16 protein-coding genes, 1 pseudogene and 1 riboswitch are annotated in these 15,736 nt (G+C 56.3%); of the genes and pseudogenes, 15 read left to right on the top strand and 2 right to left on the bottom strand.

Annotated elements, in window-relative coordinates:
• Positions 1 to 458 precede the first annotated feature (458 nt).
• The 15 genes and pseudogenes from tssD (at position 459) to RTP97_RS19675 (ending at position 13,151) form a co-directional block, all read left to right on the top strand.
• Positions 459 to 950 (top strand): type VI secretion system tube protein TssD, encoded by a 492-nt coding sequence (tssD, locus tag RTP97_RS19745; protein ID WP_312416652.1) that lies wholly within the window; start codon positions 459 to 461, stop codon positions 948 to 950.
• Positions 950 to 1,318 (top strand): tlde1 domain-containing protein, encoded by a 369-nt coding sequence (locus RTP97_RS19740; protein ID WP_312416649.1) that lies wholly within the window; start codon positions 950 to 952, stop codon positions 1,316 to 1,318. Before tssD ends, RTP97_RS19740 begins: the two co-directional genes overlap by 1 nt.
• A gap of 1 nt (position 1,319) precedes the next feature.
• Positions 1,320 to 1,898: a hypothetical protein gene (locus RTP97_RS19735; RefSeq protein ID WP_312416646.1), complete on the top strand. Its 579-nt coding sequence runs from the start codon at positions 1,320 to 1,322 to the stop codon at positions 1,896 to 1,898.
• Between the two features lie 45 nt (positions 1,899 to 1,943).
• A pseudogene (locus tag RTP97_RS19730) lies at positions 1,944 to 2,319 on the top strand (LysR substrate-binding domain-containing protein); the annotation flags it as partial.
• A 168-nt stretch (positions 2,320 to 2,487) separates the two neighbouring features.
• Positions 2,488 to 2,655, top strand: a complete 168-nt coding sequence (locus tag RTP97_RS19725) for a hypothetical protein (protein ID WP_312416643.1) — start codon at positions 2,488 to 2,490, stop codon at positions 2,653 to 2,655.
• A gap of 376 nt (positions 2,656 to 3,031) precedes the next feature.
• A riboswitch (TPP riboswitch) is annotated at positions 3,032 to 3,129 on the top strand.
• 32 nt (positions 3,130 to 3,161) lie between these two features.
• Positions 3,162 to 3,950: a hydroxyethylthiazole kinase gene (thiM, locus tag RTP97_RS19720; RefSeq protein ID WP_312416640.1), complete on the top strand. Its 789-nt coding sequence runs from the start codon at positions 3,162 to 3,164 to the stop codon at positions 3,948 to 3,950.
• Complete coding sequence (gene thiD, locus RTP97_RS19715; RefSeq protein WP_312416638.1) at positions 3,947 to 4,747, top strand: bifunctional hydroxymethylpyrimidine kinase/phosphomethylpyrimidine kinase; 801 nt, start codon at positions 3,947 to 3,949, stop codon at positions 4,745 to 4,747. The genes thiM and thiD overlap by 4 nt, the downstream gene beginning before the upstream one ends.
• A gap of 138 nt (positions 4,748 to 4,885) precedes the next feature.
• Complete coding sequence (locus RTP97_RS19710; RefSeq protein WP_312416636.1) at positions 4,886 to 5,251, top strand: hypothetical protein; 366 nt, start codon at positions 4,886 to 4,888, stop codon at positions 5,249 to 5,251.
• Between the two features lie 174 nt (positions 5,252 to 5,425).
• The gene (gene fbaB, locus RTP97_RS19705) at positions 5,426 to 6,478 is read left to right on the top strand and encodes a class I fructose-bisphosphate aldolase (RefSeq protein WP_312229245.1); all 1,053 of its coding nucleotides are present in this window, start codon (positions 5,426 to 5,428) and stop codon (positions 6,476 to 6,478) included.
• Between the two features lie 263 nt (positions 6,479 to 6,741).
• Positions 6,742 to 7,896 carry a mandelate racemase family protein gene (locus RTP97_RS19700; protein ID WP_312416634.1) on the top strand — a complete coding sequence of 385 codons (1,155 nt, stop codon included), beginning with the start codon at positions 6,742 to 6,744 and terminating at the stop codon, positions 7,894 to 7,896.
• 71 nt (positions 7,897 to 7,967) lie between these two features.
• Entirely contained in the window at positions 7,968 to 9,596 is a 1,629-nt protein-coding gene (locus tag RTP97_RS19695) for an ABC transporter substrate-binding protein (RefSeq protein WP_312416632.1), read from the top strand.
• Positions 9,593 to 10,630 (top strand): ABC transporter permease, encoded by a 1,038-nt coding sequence (locus RTP97_RS19690; protein WP_312416630.1) that lies wholly within the window; start codon positions 9,593 to 9,595, stop codon positions 10,628 to 10,630. Before RTP97_RS19695 ends, RTP97_RS19690 begins: the two co-directional genes overlap by 4 nt.
• The gene (locus RTP97_RS19685; RefSeq protein ID WP_312416627.1) at positions 10,627 to 11,532 is read left to right on the top strand and encodes an ABC transporter permease; all 906 of its coding nucleotides are present in this window, start codon (positions 10,627 to 10,629) and stop codon (positions 11,530 to 11,532) included. Before RTP97_RS19690 ends, RTP97_RS19685 begins: the two co-directional genes overlap by 4 nt.
• Positions 11,504 to 12,367 carry an ABC transporter ATP-binding protein gene (locus tag RTP97_RS19680; RefSeq protein WP_312416655.1) on the top strand — a complete coding sequence of 288 codons (864 nt, stop codon included), beginning with the start codon at positions 11,504 to 11,506 and terminating at the stop codon, positions 12,365 to 12,367. Before RTP97_RS19685 ends, RTP97_RS19680 begins: the two co-directional genes overlap by 29 nt.
• 10 nt (positions 12,368 to 12,377) lie before the next feature.
• The gene (locus tag RTP97_RS19675; RefSeq protein WP_312416624.1) at positions 12,378 to 13,151 is read left to right on the top strand and encodes an ABC transporter ATP-binding protein; all 774 of its coding nucleotides are present in this window, start codon (positions 12,378 to 12,380) and stop codon (positions 13,149 to 13,151) included.
• Positions 13,152 to 13,213: 62 nt separating this feature from the next.
• Here the strand turns inward: RTP97_RS19675 and yegS are convergent, their stop codons facing one another.
• Positions 13,214 to 14,113: a lipid kinase YegS gene (gene yegS / locus RTP97_RS19670; protein WP_312416622.1), complete on the bottom strand. Its 900-nt coding sequence runs from the start codon at positions 14,111 to 14,113 to the stop codon at positions 13,214 to 13,216.
• Between the two features lie 262 nt (positions 14,114 to 14,375).
• Positions 14,376 to 15,736 (bottom strand): tRNA 5-hydroxyuridine modification protein YegQ (gene yegQ, locus RTP97_RS19665; protein ID WP_312416620.1); only part of this gene is annotated, 1,361 nt, incomplete at its 5' end.

The raw sequence follows: 15,736 nt of genomic DNA, 5'->3' as shown, positions 1-15,736 counted from the left end.
AGGGGTATTACCTCTACTACCCCAGCCGCAAGCAGCACACTCAGGCCTTTGCCCGGTTGATAGAGGCGCTGAGGTATAAGGGGTAGGGGGCTGGCTGGCAAGATGTATGGCGAGAGGCACTCTTTAGCTCCGGTAGTTATTAACTTAAGCAGTAAGAGAAATACACTTAAATATGTTCTGCTGTGCCAGTCAATCAATATTTAATGAACTATATATCTATTTGATTAATATATTCAGAAAGTGAATATTTAGGGTTGCTCTACATCTTTTCTTAACGGCGTTCTATTCAATCAAGCAGGTTGCACTTTAGCATTCTTACCGGTTAATCGATTAAATTTTGTTACCATTAATTTATTGATATTCTTTGTGGAGGGAATAGGCTCCCATGAAAATCCTATGAATGTTAGTGCCGATAGTGAAATTAATTTTTTATTGGAAATATTAAATGAGGGAATAAGATGGCAATTCCAGTTTATTTATGGCTAAAGGATGATGGGGGCAACCTTGTTAAAGGTTCCGTCGATGTGAATGGTCGTGAAGGGTCTATAGAAATTATGGAGCTTATGCACACGGTAGACTTACCTGTAGATGACCGTACAGGTAAGGTTATCAATAAATGTCTACACGGAGATTACTTTTTAATTAAGGAGCTGGATAGTGCATCACCTTATCTGTATCAGGGTGTATCATCAGGCAGGAAGTTCAAAGAGGCAGTCTTAAAGTTCTATCGAATCAACTACAATGGGCAGGAAGAAGAATACTTCCGTGTTACTATGGAGAACGTAAGCGTAAACGAAGTTGAACCTTTTATGATGGATATAAAGAATCCCCGCTACAAGAAACACAACCACCTTGAGGCTTTCTACTTAGCCTATGAAAAGATTACGTGGCACTACCTGGACGGCAATATTATTCATTCCGACTCATGGAACAGCAAGGAGGCCGCATAATGCCGTGGGTATACAAAGTTAGTGCACACGCATTCTACCTAAATGGTACATATAAATTTGATGCTGAATACTCAGGTAGGCCGGGATATTGGAATGATTCCGCAAATGAGTGTGTAAGTGGTAAAGGTCCTTTGCCAAGAGGTACTTACACTATTGGGCCTGCTTTCTATCATCATAAAACAAGGGCCATGACAATGCGTTTGACCCCCTTTATCGAGAATCAAATGTGTGGAAGGGATGGATTTATGATACATGGCAATAGTGGGAAGCACCCACGAGATGCTTCTGATGGGTGCATTATATTAGATATTCGGTATCGTAAAGAAATTAATGATAGTTCAGATAAGATTCTAGTGGTTGAAGATTAATATGAAATATGCTCTGGTAATATTAATCCTACTGAGTAATGCTTGTTTCGCTGTCCGTATGGAAGGTTTTGGGGCAAGGTACTATGATGAGGATACAGAGAATTACTCGGATGAACATGATACAAATAAATCTTTGATACCTGATGTTATTATAGGGGGGGGTAGTTATGTAATGGAGTCCAGTACGCTGGATGATATTGCTAAACATACTGGCATTACTGTAAATAAAGACGATCAAGCATCCTGGATTTGTCTAAAAAGTGAAGGTATCAATTATTGGTTTATATCGGATAATGAAATGGGTCAGGGGGATCTTACTGCGATAGGTATCGCAGCGGGGAATTCAAGCTGTAAAGCATTTAAGGATAGGTTGGAGGTGTATATTAATGATGTGCCATTATTAAGTGCCTCTAAAGAAAAAGTATCCTCTTTTTTTTCTAACAGACCAAAAAAAGATATTGTTATGTATTGTAACGATACCAAGGTTTCAGATGAGTACATTCAGGGGAACTGTATTCAGTATTATCTCCAAGGAAATGTAATACAAGGGATTTTTATAAGTCAGCTTACTACGAGTTAATGCTCTTACTACACAATTTCATGAGAAAGGGGATGTGGAGTAATGCCTTTTTACCACAAGTATCATGGTATCAACGTTGAACTTACTACTGACAACAGCCTGACGGGCATCGTCAGCGGCCGCTTTGATGCGGGCATACGGTTGGGAGTTTTCCCGCAACGGACAGGGTTTACGGGTGCGGGTCGAGGGGCAACTAACGTTTAATCATCTGCCCGCCCGCATCGACGCAGCGATCTCCGGCATGGGGCTGGCCTTTGTGCCAGAGGATACGGTCGCGGATGCGCTGGACAAGGGGAAACTGGAGGCGGTGCTGGAGCCATGGTGCGAACCGTTTCAGGGGTATTACCTCTACTACCCCAGCCGCAAGCAGCACACTCAGGCCTTTGCCCGCCTGATAGAGGCGCTGAGGTATAAGGGGTAGGAAGAGAGCCGGTCCAAAAATCGCTCCTTTTCGAGATTGACGCTTTTACCAGCGACTGATTAAAATTACGTTAAAGATAGTGGCATTTTAAAGGTTAGCCGGACGTAGTTCAAACAGAGCGGTTGCCGATATAAAGTATGTCGCTATATGAGGTCAGGAGGCTATATTGTGAAAAAAGTAATTAAAATAAACAAAGAAATTCTTCAGGCTCAACTTCATCTTGCAAGGGGTGATGCAAGTATAGATCTCGCTATTGAAGGCAAAAGCGCGCAGGAACGCCGGGACGGTCTTAAAAGGATCGTAAATGCTCAAAAAAGAACTTATCGAAACTGTTAAAATTAATCAGCTTTTCCATGAAATTAGTAAAGAGTACGGGTATGACGTCGATGACAATGGGCACTTAGTTGTTGAATATATAGGTATCTACCATGCTCGTTTAAGACCTAATTTCGCCGACCCTCTTGTAGTAATAAATTCTGTATAGATGAACGCTGTGTTCCTTATGTTTCAGTTCTTTTTATTACTGACCATAATCAACTCTTTGGCTTTAAAACGTCCAAATATAATAGGTCTTCTTTATCGGCACTTCGTAAAGCTGTCGATAAAAATATTAAAGATGGTGATAGTACAGACTGAATTGTAGCTGCGATAACGCTTGTTTATCATTTCTGTCACTGGCATTATTCTGGGTGTGAATCAGTTAAACGCTGATTTTAATGACTCGGGGTGCCCTTCTTCGTTGAAGGCTGAGAAATACCCGTACCACCTGATCTGGATAATGCCAGCGTAGGGAAGTCAGATGCCTGCCGGCGTCCCTTCTTCGCGCCGGGCAGGAGCTGACTATGCAACCTGACCTGCTGAGCCACGCGTATATCGCGTCTGTTTTACAGCACTTCCGTACCCGTTCCCCGCTTATTCACTGTATGACTAACGACGTTGTGCAGACCTTTACCGCTAACGTTCTGCTTGCTCTCGGTGCTTCCCCGGCCATGGTGATTGAGCGTCAAGAGGCCACACAGTTCAGCGCTATCGCCGACGCACTGTTGATTAACGTTGGCACGCTTACCGCCGACCGCGCCGATGCCATGCGCGCAGCTATCCAAAGCGCCAGTGAGGCGGGCAAGCCCTGGACCCTCGACCCGGTGGCCGTTGGTGCGTTCGATTTTCGCACGCGCTTCTGCCGGGAGATCCTCGCTCTCCGTCCGGCGGCAATCCGCGGTAACGCCTCGGAGATCATGGCTCTTGCGGGCATGAGCGCAGGCGGGCGCGGGGTGGATACCACCGACTCAGCCAGCGCCGCGCTTCCGGCGGCCGGGCAGCTGGCGCGGGAAACCGGAGCCGTGGTCGCGGTAACGGGAGAGGTGGACTACATCACCGACGGCAGCCGCACGCTTAGCGTGGTGGGCGGCGCGGCGATCATGACCCGGGTTGTGGGCACCGGCTGCGCGCTGTCGGCGGTCGTGGCGGCAAGCTGCGCATTGCCTGGAGAACGAATGGTCAACGTCGCTGCGGCCTGCGGCCTGTTCGCCCAGGCGGGAGGCGAGGCGGCAGCAGCCAGCCATGGCCCCGGCTCCTTTGTCGCAGCATTTCTTGATGCTCTCTATAACCTTGATGGAGGCGCATCAGCATGAAAAGAGTCAATGCATTGACCATCGCCGGAACCGACCCAAGCGGCGGGGCAGGTATCCAGGCGGATCTGAAAACCTTCTCCGCCCTCGGGGCCTATGGCTGCTCGGTTATTACCGCGCTGGTGGCGCAGAATACCCTCGGCGTGCAGTCGGTTTACCGCATCACTCCAGAGTTCGTCGCCGCGCAGCTGGATTCGGTACTGAGCGATGTGCGTATTGATACCACCAAGATCGGCATGCTGGCGGATACCGATATTATCGAGGCGGTGGCCGAGCGGCTGGCGCACTATCGGGTAGAGAATATCGTGCTGGATACGGTAATGCTGGCGAAGAGCGGCGATCCGCTCCTGACGCCTTCGGCGGTCGCTACCCTGCGCGCTCGCCTGCTGCCGCAGGTCTCGCTGATCACGCCTAACCTGCCGGAAGCAGCGGCGCTGCTGGATGCCGACCATGCCCGCAACGAGCAGGATATGCATGAGCAGGGGCGGGCGCTGCTGGCGCTCGGCTGTGAAGCGGTACTGATGAAGGGCGGTCATCTTACCGACGGTGAAAGCCCGGACTGGCTCTTTACTCGCGAGGGGGCCACGCGCTTCACCGCCCCGCGCATTGCGACCAAAAACACCCACGGCACAGGCTGCACCCTCTCGGCGGCGCTGGCGGCGCTGCGCCCGCGTCACGCTAGCTGGGCCGATACCCTGGCCGAAGCCAAAGCCTGGCTGACACAAGCCCTGGCGCAGACGGACTCGCTGGAGGTGGGGCAGGGCATCGGCCCGGTGCACCATTTCCACGCCTGGTGGTAAAAGCGGGCACATAAATAACCCTTCCGGCTTACGGAAGGGGATTTAATATTTACTGTAATTAACTATTCTCAGATATTGTTTCTCAGATATTGTCGCAGGTTCCTGGAAGCATCAACGCATGATAATGGAGCTGAAGATATGAAACTGCACGCTTTGCTATTACCGTTGGTCTCTCTCTTACTGAGCGCCTGCGCGAGCAACGGGCCATCCCCCTATACGGGCCACATTGGCACTAAACATTACGAAAACTATATCTGTTTAACCTCCCCTGAGGATGGAGAGATCGAGGCGTACAACCTCACCTCATCGAAAGATAACTTCAAGTCCACCTATTCTCCCGTAGGTGAGGAGCCGATCCTTGTTCATACCCCGGGCGTATGCTTTCTGGCGCGCTTCGATAAGGGCTACATCTACTCATTTAATTATCAAGTAGACGGTGACTGGTATCACTTCAGATTTTTCAGCGATCAAAATGGCAGGATAACCGTTTTAAAAGCGGCTTAACGCAGCCGTAATAACTCAATGCTGGCTTAGAGATAAATTTTCATTAAACCAAAAGTACCAAAATTTCCTCCGTGCTGGAAAAATCCGCCGCTCGATACCAGGCTTACTCTGCCTGCAAACTCAGGGCAGGACTAACCACGTTCGCCTGCGGGCGAACCTTACGGGAGCCTCATCATGACTGATATTACGCAGCTGCTTGGCAAAGATGCCGACAGCCTGTTGCAGCATCGTTGTATGACCATTCCAGCCGACCAGCTCTACCTGCCAGGACATGACTATGTCGACCGCGTGATGGTCGATAATAACCGTCCCCCGGCCGTCCTCCGTAATATGCAAACCCTCTACAATACCGGCCGTCTGGCGGGAACCGGCTATCTGTCGATTCTGCCGGTTGACCAGGGCGTAGAGCACTCGGCGGGCGCGTCGTTCGCCGCTAACCCACAATATTTCGATCCGAAAAACATTGTTGAGCTGGCTATCGAAGCGGGCTGTAACTGCGTCGCCTCGACCTACGGCGTGCTGGCTTCGGTATCGCGCCGCTACGCGCACCGCATTCCGTTCCTCGTGAAGCTTAACCATAACGAAACCTTGAGCTACCCCAACACCTTTGACCAGACGCTCTACGCCAGCGTAGAGCAGGCGTTCAATATGGGGGCGGTTGCCGTGGGCGCGACCATCTACTTTGGCTCTGAGCAGTCGCGCCGCCAGATCGAAGAGATCTCAAGCGCCTTTGAGCGCGCTCATGAGCTGGGGATGGTGACCGTACTGTGGGCCTATCTGCGCAACGCCGATTTCAAAAAGGATGGCGTCGACTACCACGTCTCTGCCGATCTTACCGGGCAGGCCAACCACCTGGCGGCAACTATCGGGGCGGATATCGTCAAGCAGAAGATGGCGGAAAATAACGGCGGCTATAACGCAGTCAAGTATGGTTATACCGACGAGCGCGTCTACAGCAAACTCACCACCGATAATCCTATCGACCTGGTGCGCTACCAGCTGGCAAACTGCTACATGGGCCGCGCAGGGCTGATCAACTCCGGCGGCGCATCCGGGGGTGAAGCCGACCTGACCGAAGCGGTGCGTACGGCGGTGATCAACAAGCGTGCGGGCGGTATGGGGCTGATCCTTGGCCGGAAAGCGTTTAAGAAAACGATGGCCGACGGCGTGAAGCTGATTAATGCCGTGCAGGATGTCTACCTGGATAATAAAGTGACCATTGCTTAATTAATAACGCTACGCCGGGCGGCGCTGACGCTTGCCCGGCCTACATATCAAAACAACATTTCATTTTTAATATGGATCCTTCCCGATCTGCATCACATTTCCCCTCTCTTTTGTGAAAAGTGTCACTCAACCCTGTGCTATTGCCCAAAAATCATCCGTTGCTTAGCGGAAATTGTCTGAGGCATCGGCTAAAAAATCTGCATACATTTATATCTGAAACAGCTTTTCAAAATGAAGCAGGCACCCTGACACAAGGATCCGTAATGAAAATTGAATCTGTAAACGTCACCGTTTTTCAGTATCCCACCCGTCGTGTTTCCGATAGCGCAGGCCACTCCCATCCTGGCCCGGAGAGCATGGCTAAGATGGCGATGCTGACCATCACCGCTGATGATGGCAGCCAGGGGTTCTCTTTTGCGCCGCCGGAAGTGGTACGTCCCTTTGTCGTGAACACCTTCTTCCGCAAGGTGATGGTGGGCCAGGATCCGTTCAACCGGGAGCGCATCTGGCAGGATCTGGTCCACTGGCAGCGCGGCAGCGCCCATCAGCTCACCGAGCGGGCGCTCTCCTTTGTGGAGCAGGCGCTGTGGGATCTGGTTGGCCGCAAGCTCAACGTCCCGGTCTATAAGCTGCTCGGCGGCTTCCGTGACAAGGTTCCGGCCTACGGTAGCACCATGTGCGGAGACGATCTGCCGGGCGGGCTCTCCACGCCGGAGGAGTACGCCGCCTTTGCCGAGACCCTCGTCGCCCGCGGCTATAAAGCCATCAAGCTGCACACCTGGATGCCGCCGGTGTCATTTGCGCCTAACCCGAAAATGGACGTTAAGGCCTGCGCCGCCGTGCGCGAAGCCGTCGGGCCGGATATCGACCTGATGATCGACGGCTACCACTGGTACAGCCGTACCGAGGCGCTCTATATCGGCAAAGAGCTGGAGAAGCTCAACTTTGCCTGGTTTGAAGAGCCGATGGAGGAGGAGAGCATGTCCTCCTACGCCTGGCTGGCGGAGAACCTCTCTATTCCGATTATCGGGCCGGAGAGCCTGGGCGGTAAGCACCACAGCCGCGCCGACTGGGTCAAAGCCGGAGCCTGCGACATTCTGCGTGCCGGATCCAACGGCGTTGGCGGGATTTCACCGACGCTGAAAGTGGCCAGCCTTGCCGAAGCCTTCGGCATGGACTGCGAAGTGCACGGCAACGGGGCGGCCAGCCTGGCGGTGGTGGGGGCGATCCGCAACTGCCGCTGGTATGAGCGCGGCCTGCTGCACCCGTTCCTCGACTACGACGAACCTGCCGCCTACCTCAACAGCATCGTCGATCCGATGGATGACGAAGGCTTTGTCCATCTGCCGCAGCGCCCTGGCCTCGGCGAAGATATCAATTTTGCCTATATCGAAGCCAATACCGTCAGTCACGACTAATAAAAAAAGCCAACGCCCGGTGGCACTGCGCTAACCGGGCCTACGTCTTACCCTACAAACGGTATACAGAGATGAATAAAAACGCGTTGAGGGCTAGCCTGCTGGCGCTCTCGCTGATGATGGGGAGTGGAGCGACGCTGGCGGCTACGCCGCCGGATCAGCTCATCATCGGCATGAACATGAATAATCTCTTGAGTCTCGATCCGGCGGCGATGACCGGTAACGAAGTGGTCGGCATCGTCGTCAATCTCTACGACTCGCTGGTAGAGCTCGATCCCGACCAGCTCACCAACGTCCGTCCGGCGCTGGCCGAATCCTGGGCCATCAGCCCGGATGGTAAAACCCTGACCTTTCACCTGCGCAAGGACGTCAAATTTCACTCCGGCAACCCGTTGACCGCCGAAGACGTGGTGTGGTCGATGCGCCGCCTGCTGCATCTCAACCTTGCTCAGGCCTCGGTGTGGAAATCCTACGGCTTTAGCAAAAAGAACATTGACGATCAGGTGAGCGCCCCGGATAGCTATACCGTGCAGATTGTCCTGCCGAAGGCCAACGATCCGCAGCTGGTGATCTACTCCCTCGGCGCGCTGGGCAACCTTGGCGTGCTCGACAGCAAAACGGTGCAGAGCCATGAGGTCAATAACGACTGGGGCAACCGCTGGCTGACCACCAACGAAGCTGGCTCCGGCCCCTTTATGCTGGAGACCTGGCAGGCAAAAGATGTGCTGCGCATGAAGCGTAACCCGAGCTACTGGCGGGAAGAGCCGAAGATGAGCCGCATCGTGCTGCGCCATTTTCAGGAGTCGCAGACCCTGCGCCTGATGATTGCCAAGGGCGATCTCGATATCGCCAACAGCATGGCGGTGTCGGACATCAACGCCCTGCGTAAGGATCCCGACGTCACCGTTGAGGCGGTGCAGCGCGGGACGGTCTACTACGTGGCGATGAGCATGAAGGAGCCGCACTTTGCTAATCCGAAGGTGCGCGAGGCGGTGCGCTACCTCATCGACTACCAGGGGATCAACAAGGCGCTGATGCCGGGCTACGGCGTGCTGCACCAGCGGCCGATCAAGGCTGGAATGCCGTCGACGCTGCCGGACCCAGGCTACCGGCTGGATATTGTCAAAGCGAAAAAGCTGCTGGCGGAGGCGGGCTACCCGAACGGCTTTGATACTACCCTGCGGGTGCTGGCGGATCAGCCGTTCCTCAATATCGCCATCGCCGTGCAGTCCACCCTGATGCAGGCGGGGATTAACGCCAAAATCATCACCGGCACCGGGAACCAGATCTACGGCGCGATGCGCGAGCGTAAGTTTGACATCCTGGTCGGGCGCGGCGGCAGCGGGGTAGAGCCACATCCACACTCCAGCCTGCGCGCGCTGGTCTATAACCCGGACAACAGCGACGAGGCGCGGCTGACCAACTTCCAGGGCTGGCGCACCAGTTTTTACGATAAGCCGCTCAACGAGATGATCGATAAAGCGCTGCTGGAGCGCGATCCGCAGAAGCAGATTGCCGACTATCAGCAGATCCAGACCCGCTACGACCAGCTGATCCCCGCCCTGGTGCCGCTCTCCCAGATGGTGGACTCGGTGGTGGTGCGTAACGAGGTGAAGAACTTCCAGTCTCACCCCTCCGCCACGACCTTCCTGCGCGAGGTTTATAAAGAGCCGATTCATACCGGAGGAACCAAAGGATGAGTGTAGCAATCTTAGCGCCCGGCTCCCGCGCCCGGCGGTTCTCAAACCGGCTCGGTCAGGTGCTGGTCACCCTGTTCGGCCTGCTGCTGCTGACCTTTTTTATTGGCCGGGTGATGCCGGTCGATCCGGTGCTGGCGATCGTCGGCCCGGACGCCGACCAGAGCACCTATCAGCAGGTCTACCAGCAGCTGGGGTTCGATAAATCCCTGCTGACCCAGTTCGGCATCTACTTTAACAACCTGCTGCACGGCGATCTCGGTAACGCGCTGCTCACGGGCAAACCGGTAACGGACGATATTCTGCGCGTCTTCCCGGCGACGCTGGAGCTGGCGACCATGGCGATTATCGTCGGTGCGGGTCTCGGTGTTCCGCTGGGGGTGCTGGCCGCGGCGCGTCGTAACAGTGTCTCCGACTACGTGGTACGTATCATCAGCCTGGCGGGCTACTCCACGCCTATCTTCTGGGTGGGGATGATGGGCCTGCTGCTGTTCTACGCCTGGCTGGGCTGGGTCGGCGGGGCGGGGCGGTTGGATATGGGCCTTGAGGGGCTGGTTCCACGCCGCACTGGACTCTTTACCGTCGATGCCCTGTTGGCGGGTAACGGGCAGGTGTTCTGGAACGCCATCAACCATCTGGTGCTGCCCGCGTCGCTGCTTGGTTTCCACTCCCTGGCCTACATCAGCCGGATGACCCGCAGCTTTATGCTGGCCCAGCTCTCCCAGGAGTTCATCATCACCGCCCGGGTTAAAGGCTTAACCGAGCGACAGGTGATCTGGAACCACGCGTTTCGCAACATCCTCGTGCAGCTCCTGACGGTGGTGGCGCTGGCCTACGGCTCGCTGCTGGAGGGTGCGGTGCTGATCGAAACCGTCTTCTCCTGGCCGGGCTTTGGCTCCTACCTCACCGGCAGCCTGCTGCTGGGGGATATGAATGCGGTAATGGGCTGCGTGCTGCTGGTGGGGGTGATCTTCGTGATGCTAAACCTGCTCTCCGACATGCTCTACCAACTCTTTGACCCGAGGACGAAATCATGACGGTCTCTCTGGATACGCCCGTAACCGGCGGCGGAAATGAAAGCCGCCTGCGTCTGAAGCGCGCTTTGGCCCGCACCGGCGATTTTATTGGCAAGATGGCACGTAACCCGCTGACTGCCATCGGCGGCGGGATTATTTTCCTGCTGCTGGTGGTGGCCGCTTTTGCACCGTGGATCGCCCCCTATAATCCGCTGGTGCAGGATCTCAACGCTGCATTACAGGCACCAAACGCCCAGCACTGGTTTGGCACCGACGAGTTTGGCCGGGACATCTTCAGCCGCCTGGTCTACGGGGCGCGGATTACGCTCTACATCGTGCTGCTGGTGTCGGTCACCGTCGGGCCGCTGGGCCTGCTGCTGGGGGTGAGCGCGGGCTACTTCGGTGGCAAGGTCGATACGGTGCTGATGCGCGTCACCGATATCTTTATCTCTTTCCCAAGCCTGGTGCTGGCCCTGGCGTTCGTGGCCGCCCTCGGCCCTGGCCTTGAGCACGTGGTAATCGCCATTACCCTGACCGCCTGGCCGCCGATTGCCCGTCTGGCGCGGGCCGAAACCCTCTCTCTGCGCCAGGCTGACTTTATCTCGGCGGTGCGCTTGCAGGGGGCGTCGCCGGTGCGCGTGCTGTGGCGTCACATCGTGCCGCTCTGCCTGCCGTCGGTGATCATCCGCATCACCATGAATATGGCGGGGATTATCCTGACCGCCGCCGGGCTGGGCTTCCTCGGCCTTGGCGCGCAGCCGCCGGAGCCGGAGTGGGGGGCGATGATCTCCAGCGGCCGCACCTACATGATGGAGTGCTGGTGGGTAGTGACTATTCCGGGGCTGGCGATCCTGATCAACAGCCTGGCGTTCAACTTCTTAGGAGATGGCCTACGTGACATCCTCGATCCTCGCAGCGAATAACGCACCTCTGCTCGACGTGCGCAATCTCCACGTCGATTTTATCAACGGACGCGCGGTCACTAACGCGGTGCGCGGCGTCTCCTTTCAGCTGGGCCGGGAGAAGCTCGCCATCGTCGGCGAATCCGGCTCCGGTAAATCCACGGTTGGCCGGGCGCTGATGCGCCTGCATCCGGCCAAGGCGCGCATTACCGCCGAACGGATGCACTTCGGCGATATCGACCTGCGCACCGCCAGCGAGGCGCAGATGCGCACCGTGCGCGGGAAGCGGATCTCCATGATCATGCAGGACCCGAAATACTCCCTCAACCCGGTGGTCTGCGTTGGGGATCAGATTGCCGAGGCTTGGCTAACCCACCATCCGGGGCGCAAGGCCGAGGCGAAGGCCAAAGTGCTGGAGATGCTCGACGTGGTGCGTATCCGCCAGCCCGAGCGCGTCTACAGCCTCTATCCACACGAAATCTCCGGCGGGCAGGGGCAGCGCATCATGATCGCCATGATGCTGATCACCGATCCCGAGCTGGTGATCGCCGACGAACCCACCTCGGCGCTTGACGTTTCGGTGCGTTTACAGGTGCTGGGGCTGCTGGACGATCTGGTCCAGTCCCGTGGGCTGGGCCTGATCTTCATCAGCCACGATATCAACCTGGTGCGCAGCTTCTGCGACCGGGTGCTGGTGATGTATGCCGGACGGGTGGTGGAGTCGATTGCCGCCTGCGATCTGCACCATGCCCGGCACCCCTATACCCAGGGGCTGATCGGCGCCCTGCCGGAGATCCACCATCGTCGTCCCGTGCTGCCGGTTCTGCAGCGTCAGGCCAGCTGGCTTAGCGAGTGAGGAACCCACTATGATCGATGTGAAAAACCTGAACCTGGCCTTTGGCGAAGGGGAGAAGCGTAATCAGGTGCTGTACGACGTGAACTTTAACGTGCAGCCGGGGGAGATTTACGGCCTGGTGGGGGAGTCTGGCTCGGGTAAAACCACGGTGCTGAAGTGCCTGGCGGGGCTGTTTACCCACTGGGACGGCGAGCTGGCAATTAACGGCCAGCCGCTGGAGCACCGACTCAACCCGCAGCGCTGCCGGCTGGTGCAGATGGTGTTTCAGGATCCCTACGGCTCACTGCATCCGCGTCATACCATCGGCGATATTCTCGAGGAGCCGCTGCATATTCACGGCATCGGCGACCGGGACCGCCGGGTGAACCGCCTGCTGGATCGAGTCGGGCTGAACCGTGCCTTTCGCGATCGCTTTCCGCACCAGCTCTCCGGAGGTCAGCGCCAGCGCGTGGCGATCGCCCGGGCGCTGATCCTCGAGCCACAGGTGCTGCTGCTGGATGAACCCACGTCGGCGCTGGACGTGTCGGTGCAGGCGGAGATCCTCAACCTGCTGGCGGAGCTGCATCAGGAGTCGAAGCTGACCTATCTGATGGTGACCCACGACCTCGGGGTGATCGCCCACCTGTGCCAGAAGATTGCCGTGATGCAGTACGGCAAGATCCTCGAGACATTGACGGTAGACGATCTGGTGAGCGGTCAGGCAAAAACCGACTATACGCGGATGCTGGTCAATGCCAGCCAGCAGTACAGCCGGGAGATGGCGCGGGCGGTGGCGGCGTATTAACGTCGATGGTTATGCCGATCCGTAGCGTAGGCCGGGTAAGCGCAGCGCCACCCGGCAAATCGTTATCGCAGTAGTGGGCAATCCGGCGGCAATCGGCACTGCAACGCGCCGGGCAGGATCTCCATCCGGAAATGCTGGCCGCTCAGCGGCTCGCCGTCGAGGTTAAAGGTGATCTCATGGGGAGAGGTCACCTCAAACCAGGCCGATTCGCCGTCTATCAGGTTCGGATTTTCGTCCGGTTTGATGAGGGTGGTAAAAAGTGCGGGCAGGATCTCATCGCCAGTAAAAATGCGAATCTGTAGCAAGCCGTCGTTGATCAGCGCGCTGGGGCAGAGCTGCTGGCCGCCGCCCGCCTGGCGACCGTTGCCGATACCGATCACCAGCGCGTCGCCCTGCCATTGGAAGTTCTCACCACGGATCTCTACGCTGTCGGCTTTCAGGGTATCCATCCGCGTCAGGCCGTGAATGACATATGACACGCTACCCAGCGCAGCCTTCAGCCGCTCCGGCGTTTCGGTGGTAATGCGCGTGCCGAACCCGCCAGTGGCCATATTGATAAACCCGGTCTCGCCATTCACCCTGGCAACATCTATCGGCACGGCCTTGCCGACGATCGCCAATTGCAGCGCTTTATCGAGCGTTTCGGGTATGCCTACGCTGGTGGCGAAGTCGTTGGCGGTACCAAGCGGTAGAATACCGAGCGCCGGAGCGTTCTCTCCCGCCGCGTTAACCAGCGCCGTCGCCACCTCGTTGATGGTGCCATCGCCGCCGCCAGCGATCACCGTGGCTACGCCAAGCTCCACGGCTTCCGCCACGTAGCGGGCCGCGTCACCTTTTTCCCACGTGACCCTGACGTGCAGCTCGATGCCTTCGTTACGCAGCAGAGTAACCGCCTCGCGCAGGGTGTCGTCGCCTGCACTTTTGCCATTCAGAATAAGTAAACTCGACGGATCGCTAGTCATCCTAAAACCCTGAAAAAGAGAGAATGAAGAGAGTGTATCTTAGCTGGAACGGGAACGTGTAAGAAGAGGCCGAAAGGCATGAAAAAAATAGGCCTGCGTAAGGGAGATTACACAGGCCAAGGAGGTGGTTCCTGGTAGAGCTAGCATTTATGGGTTATGTTTTTCAGCCTGGAGATAATACCCTTATCAAGCGAAACGGTATGTGATCCGATTCTAAGATTCATATCAGTTGAAAAAATAACCCATTAGAACTACTCGGGCGCTAAGCGGCGTGCGGATTGCGCGTCGACTGGCCGTTAAAATTACGCATCAGCAGGCCGTACTCCAGCTGCATATCGGTCGGAACCGGCAGCCAGACGGTGTAGCCGTCACCCGGCGCAACCGGCATCGCTTCGCCTTTGGCGTTCTCCATATGCTCGAGAGTAAAGTTGACGTTGCCGTGCGGGGTCATCAGCTCCATGCTGTCGCCGAGGGTGAACTTATTCTTCACCTTCACCGCCGCCAGCGCGCCGTTGCGCTCGCCGGTGAACTCGCCAACAAACTGCTGACGCTCGGAGATCGAGTAGCCCTGCTCATAGTTCTGGTAGTCGTCATGGGTATGGCGGCGCAGGAAGCCTTCGGTGTAGCCCCGGTGTGCCAGGCCCTCTAAGGTCTCCAGCAGGCTGGTGTCGAACGGCTTACCGGCAGCGGCGTCGTCAATGGCCTTGCGGTAGACCTGGGCGGTACGGGCGCAGTAGTAGAACGACTTGGTACGACCCTCGATCTTCAGCGAGTGCACGCCCATCTGGGTCAGGCGCTCGACGTGGGCGATGGCGCGCAGATCTTTCGAGTTCATGATGTAGGTGCCGTGCTCGTCTTCAAACGCGGTCATGTACTCGCCAGGACGCTGGGCCTCTTCAATCATAAACACCTTGTCGGTCGGCGCGCCAATACCCAGCGTTGGCTCGACGTTTTTCACCGGGATCGGCTCGTGGACGTGGACGATATTACCCACGGCGTCCTCTTTGCCCTCCTGCACGTTATACTCCCAGCGGCAGGCGTTGGTGCAGGTACCTTGATTCGGATCGCGCTTGTTGATGTAGCCCGAGAGCAGGCAGCGTCCGGAATAGGCCATGCACAGCGCGCCGTGAACGAAGATCTCCAGCTCCATCTCCGGTACCTGCTGGCGGATCTCGGCGATCTCATCCAGGGAGAGCTCGCGGGAGAGGATCACCCGGGTCAGGCCCATCTGCTGCCAGAACTTCACCGTCGCCCAGTTGACGGCGTTAGCCTGTACCGAGAGGTGAATGTCCATCTCCGGAAAGTGCTCGCGCACCAGCATGATTAAACCAGGATCGGACATGATCAGCGCATCTGGTCCCATCGCCACTACCGGCGCTAAGTCACGGATAAAGGTCTTCAGCTTGGCGTTGTGCGGCGCAATATTCACCACCACGTAGAACTTTTTCCCCAGCTGATGGGCTTCGTTGATCCCCAGCTGGAGATTCTCGTGGTTGAATTCGTTATTGCGCACCCGCAGGGAGTAGCGGGGCTGGCCCGCGTAGACGGCATCCGCGCCATAGGCGAAGGCGTAACGCATATTTTTCAGCGTTCCCGCCGGGGAGAGGAGTTCCGGTTTAAACA

It is taken from the genome of Pseudescherichia sp. (genome assembly GCF_031998825.1).
In the GTDB taxonomy this organism is placed as follows: domain Bacteria; phylum Pseudomonadota; class Gammaproteobacteria; order Enterobacterales; family Enterobacteriaceae; genus Pseudescherichia.
This window is presented reverse-complemented; position numbering and strand designations above follow the sequence as displayed.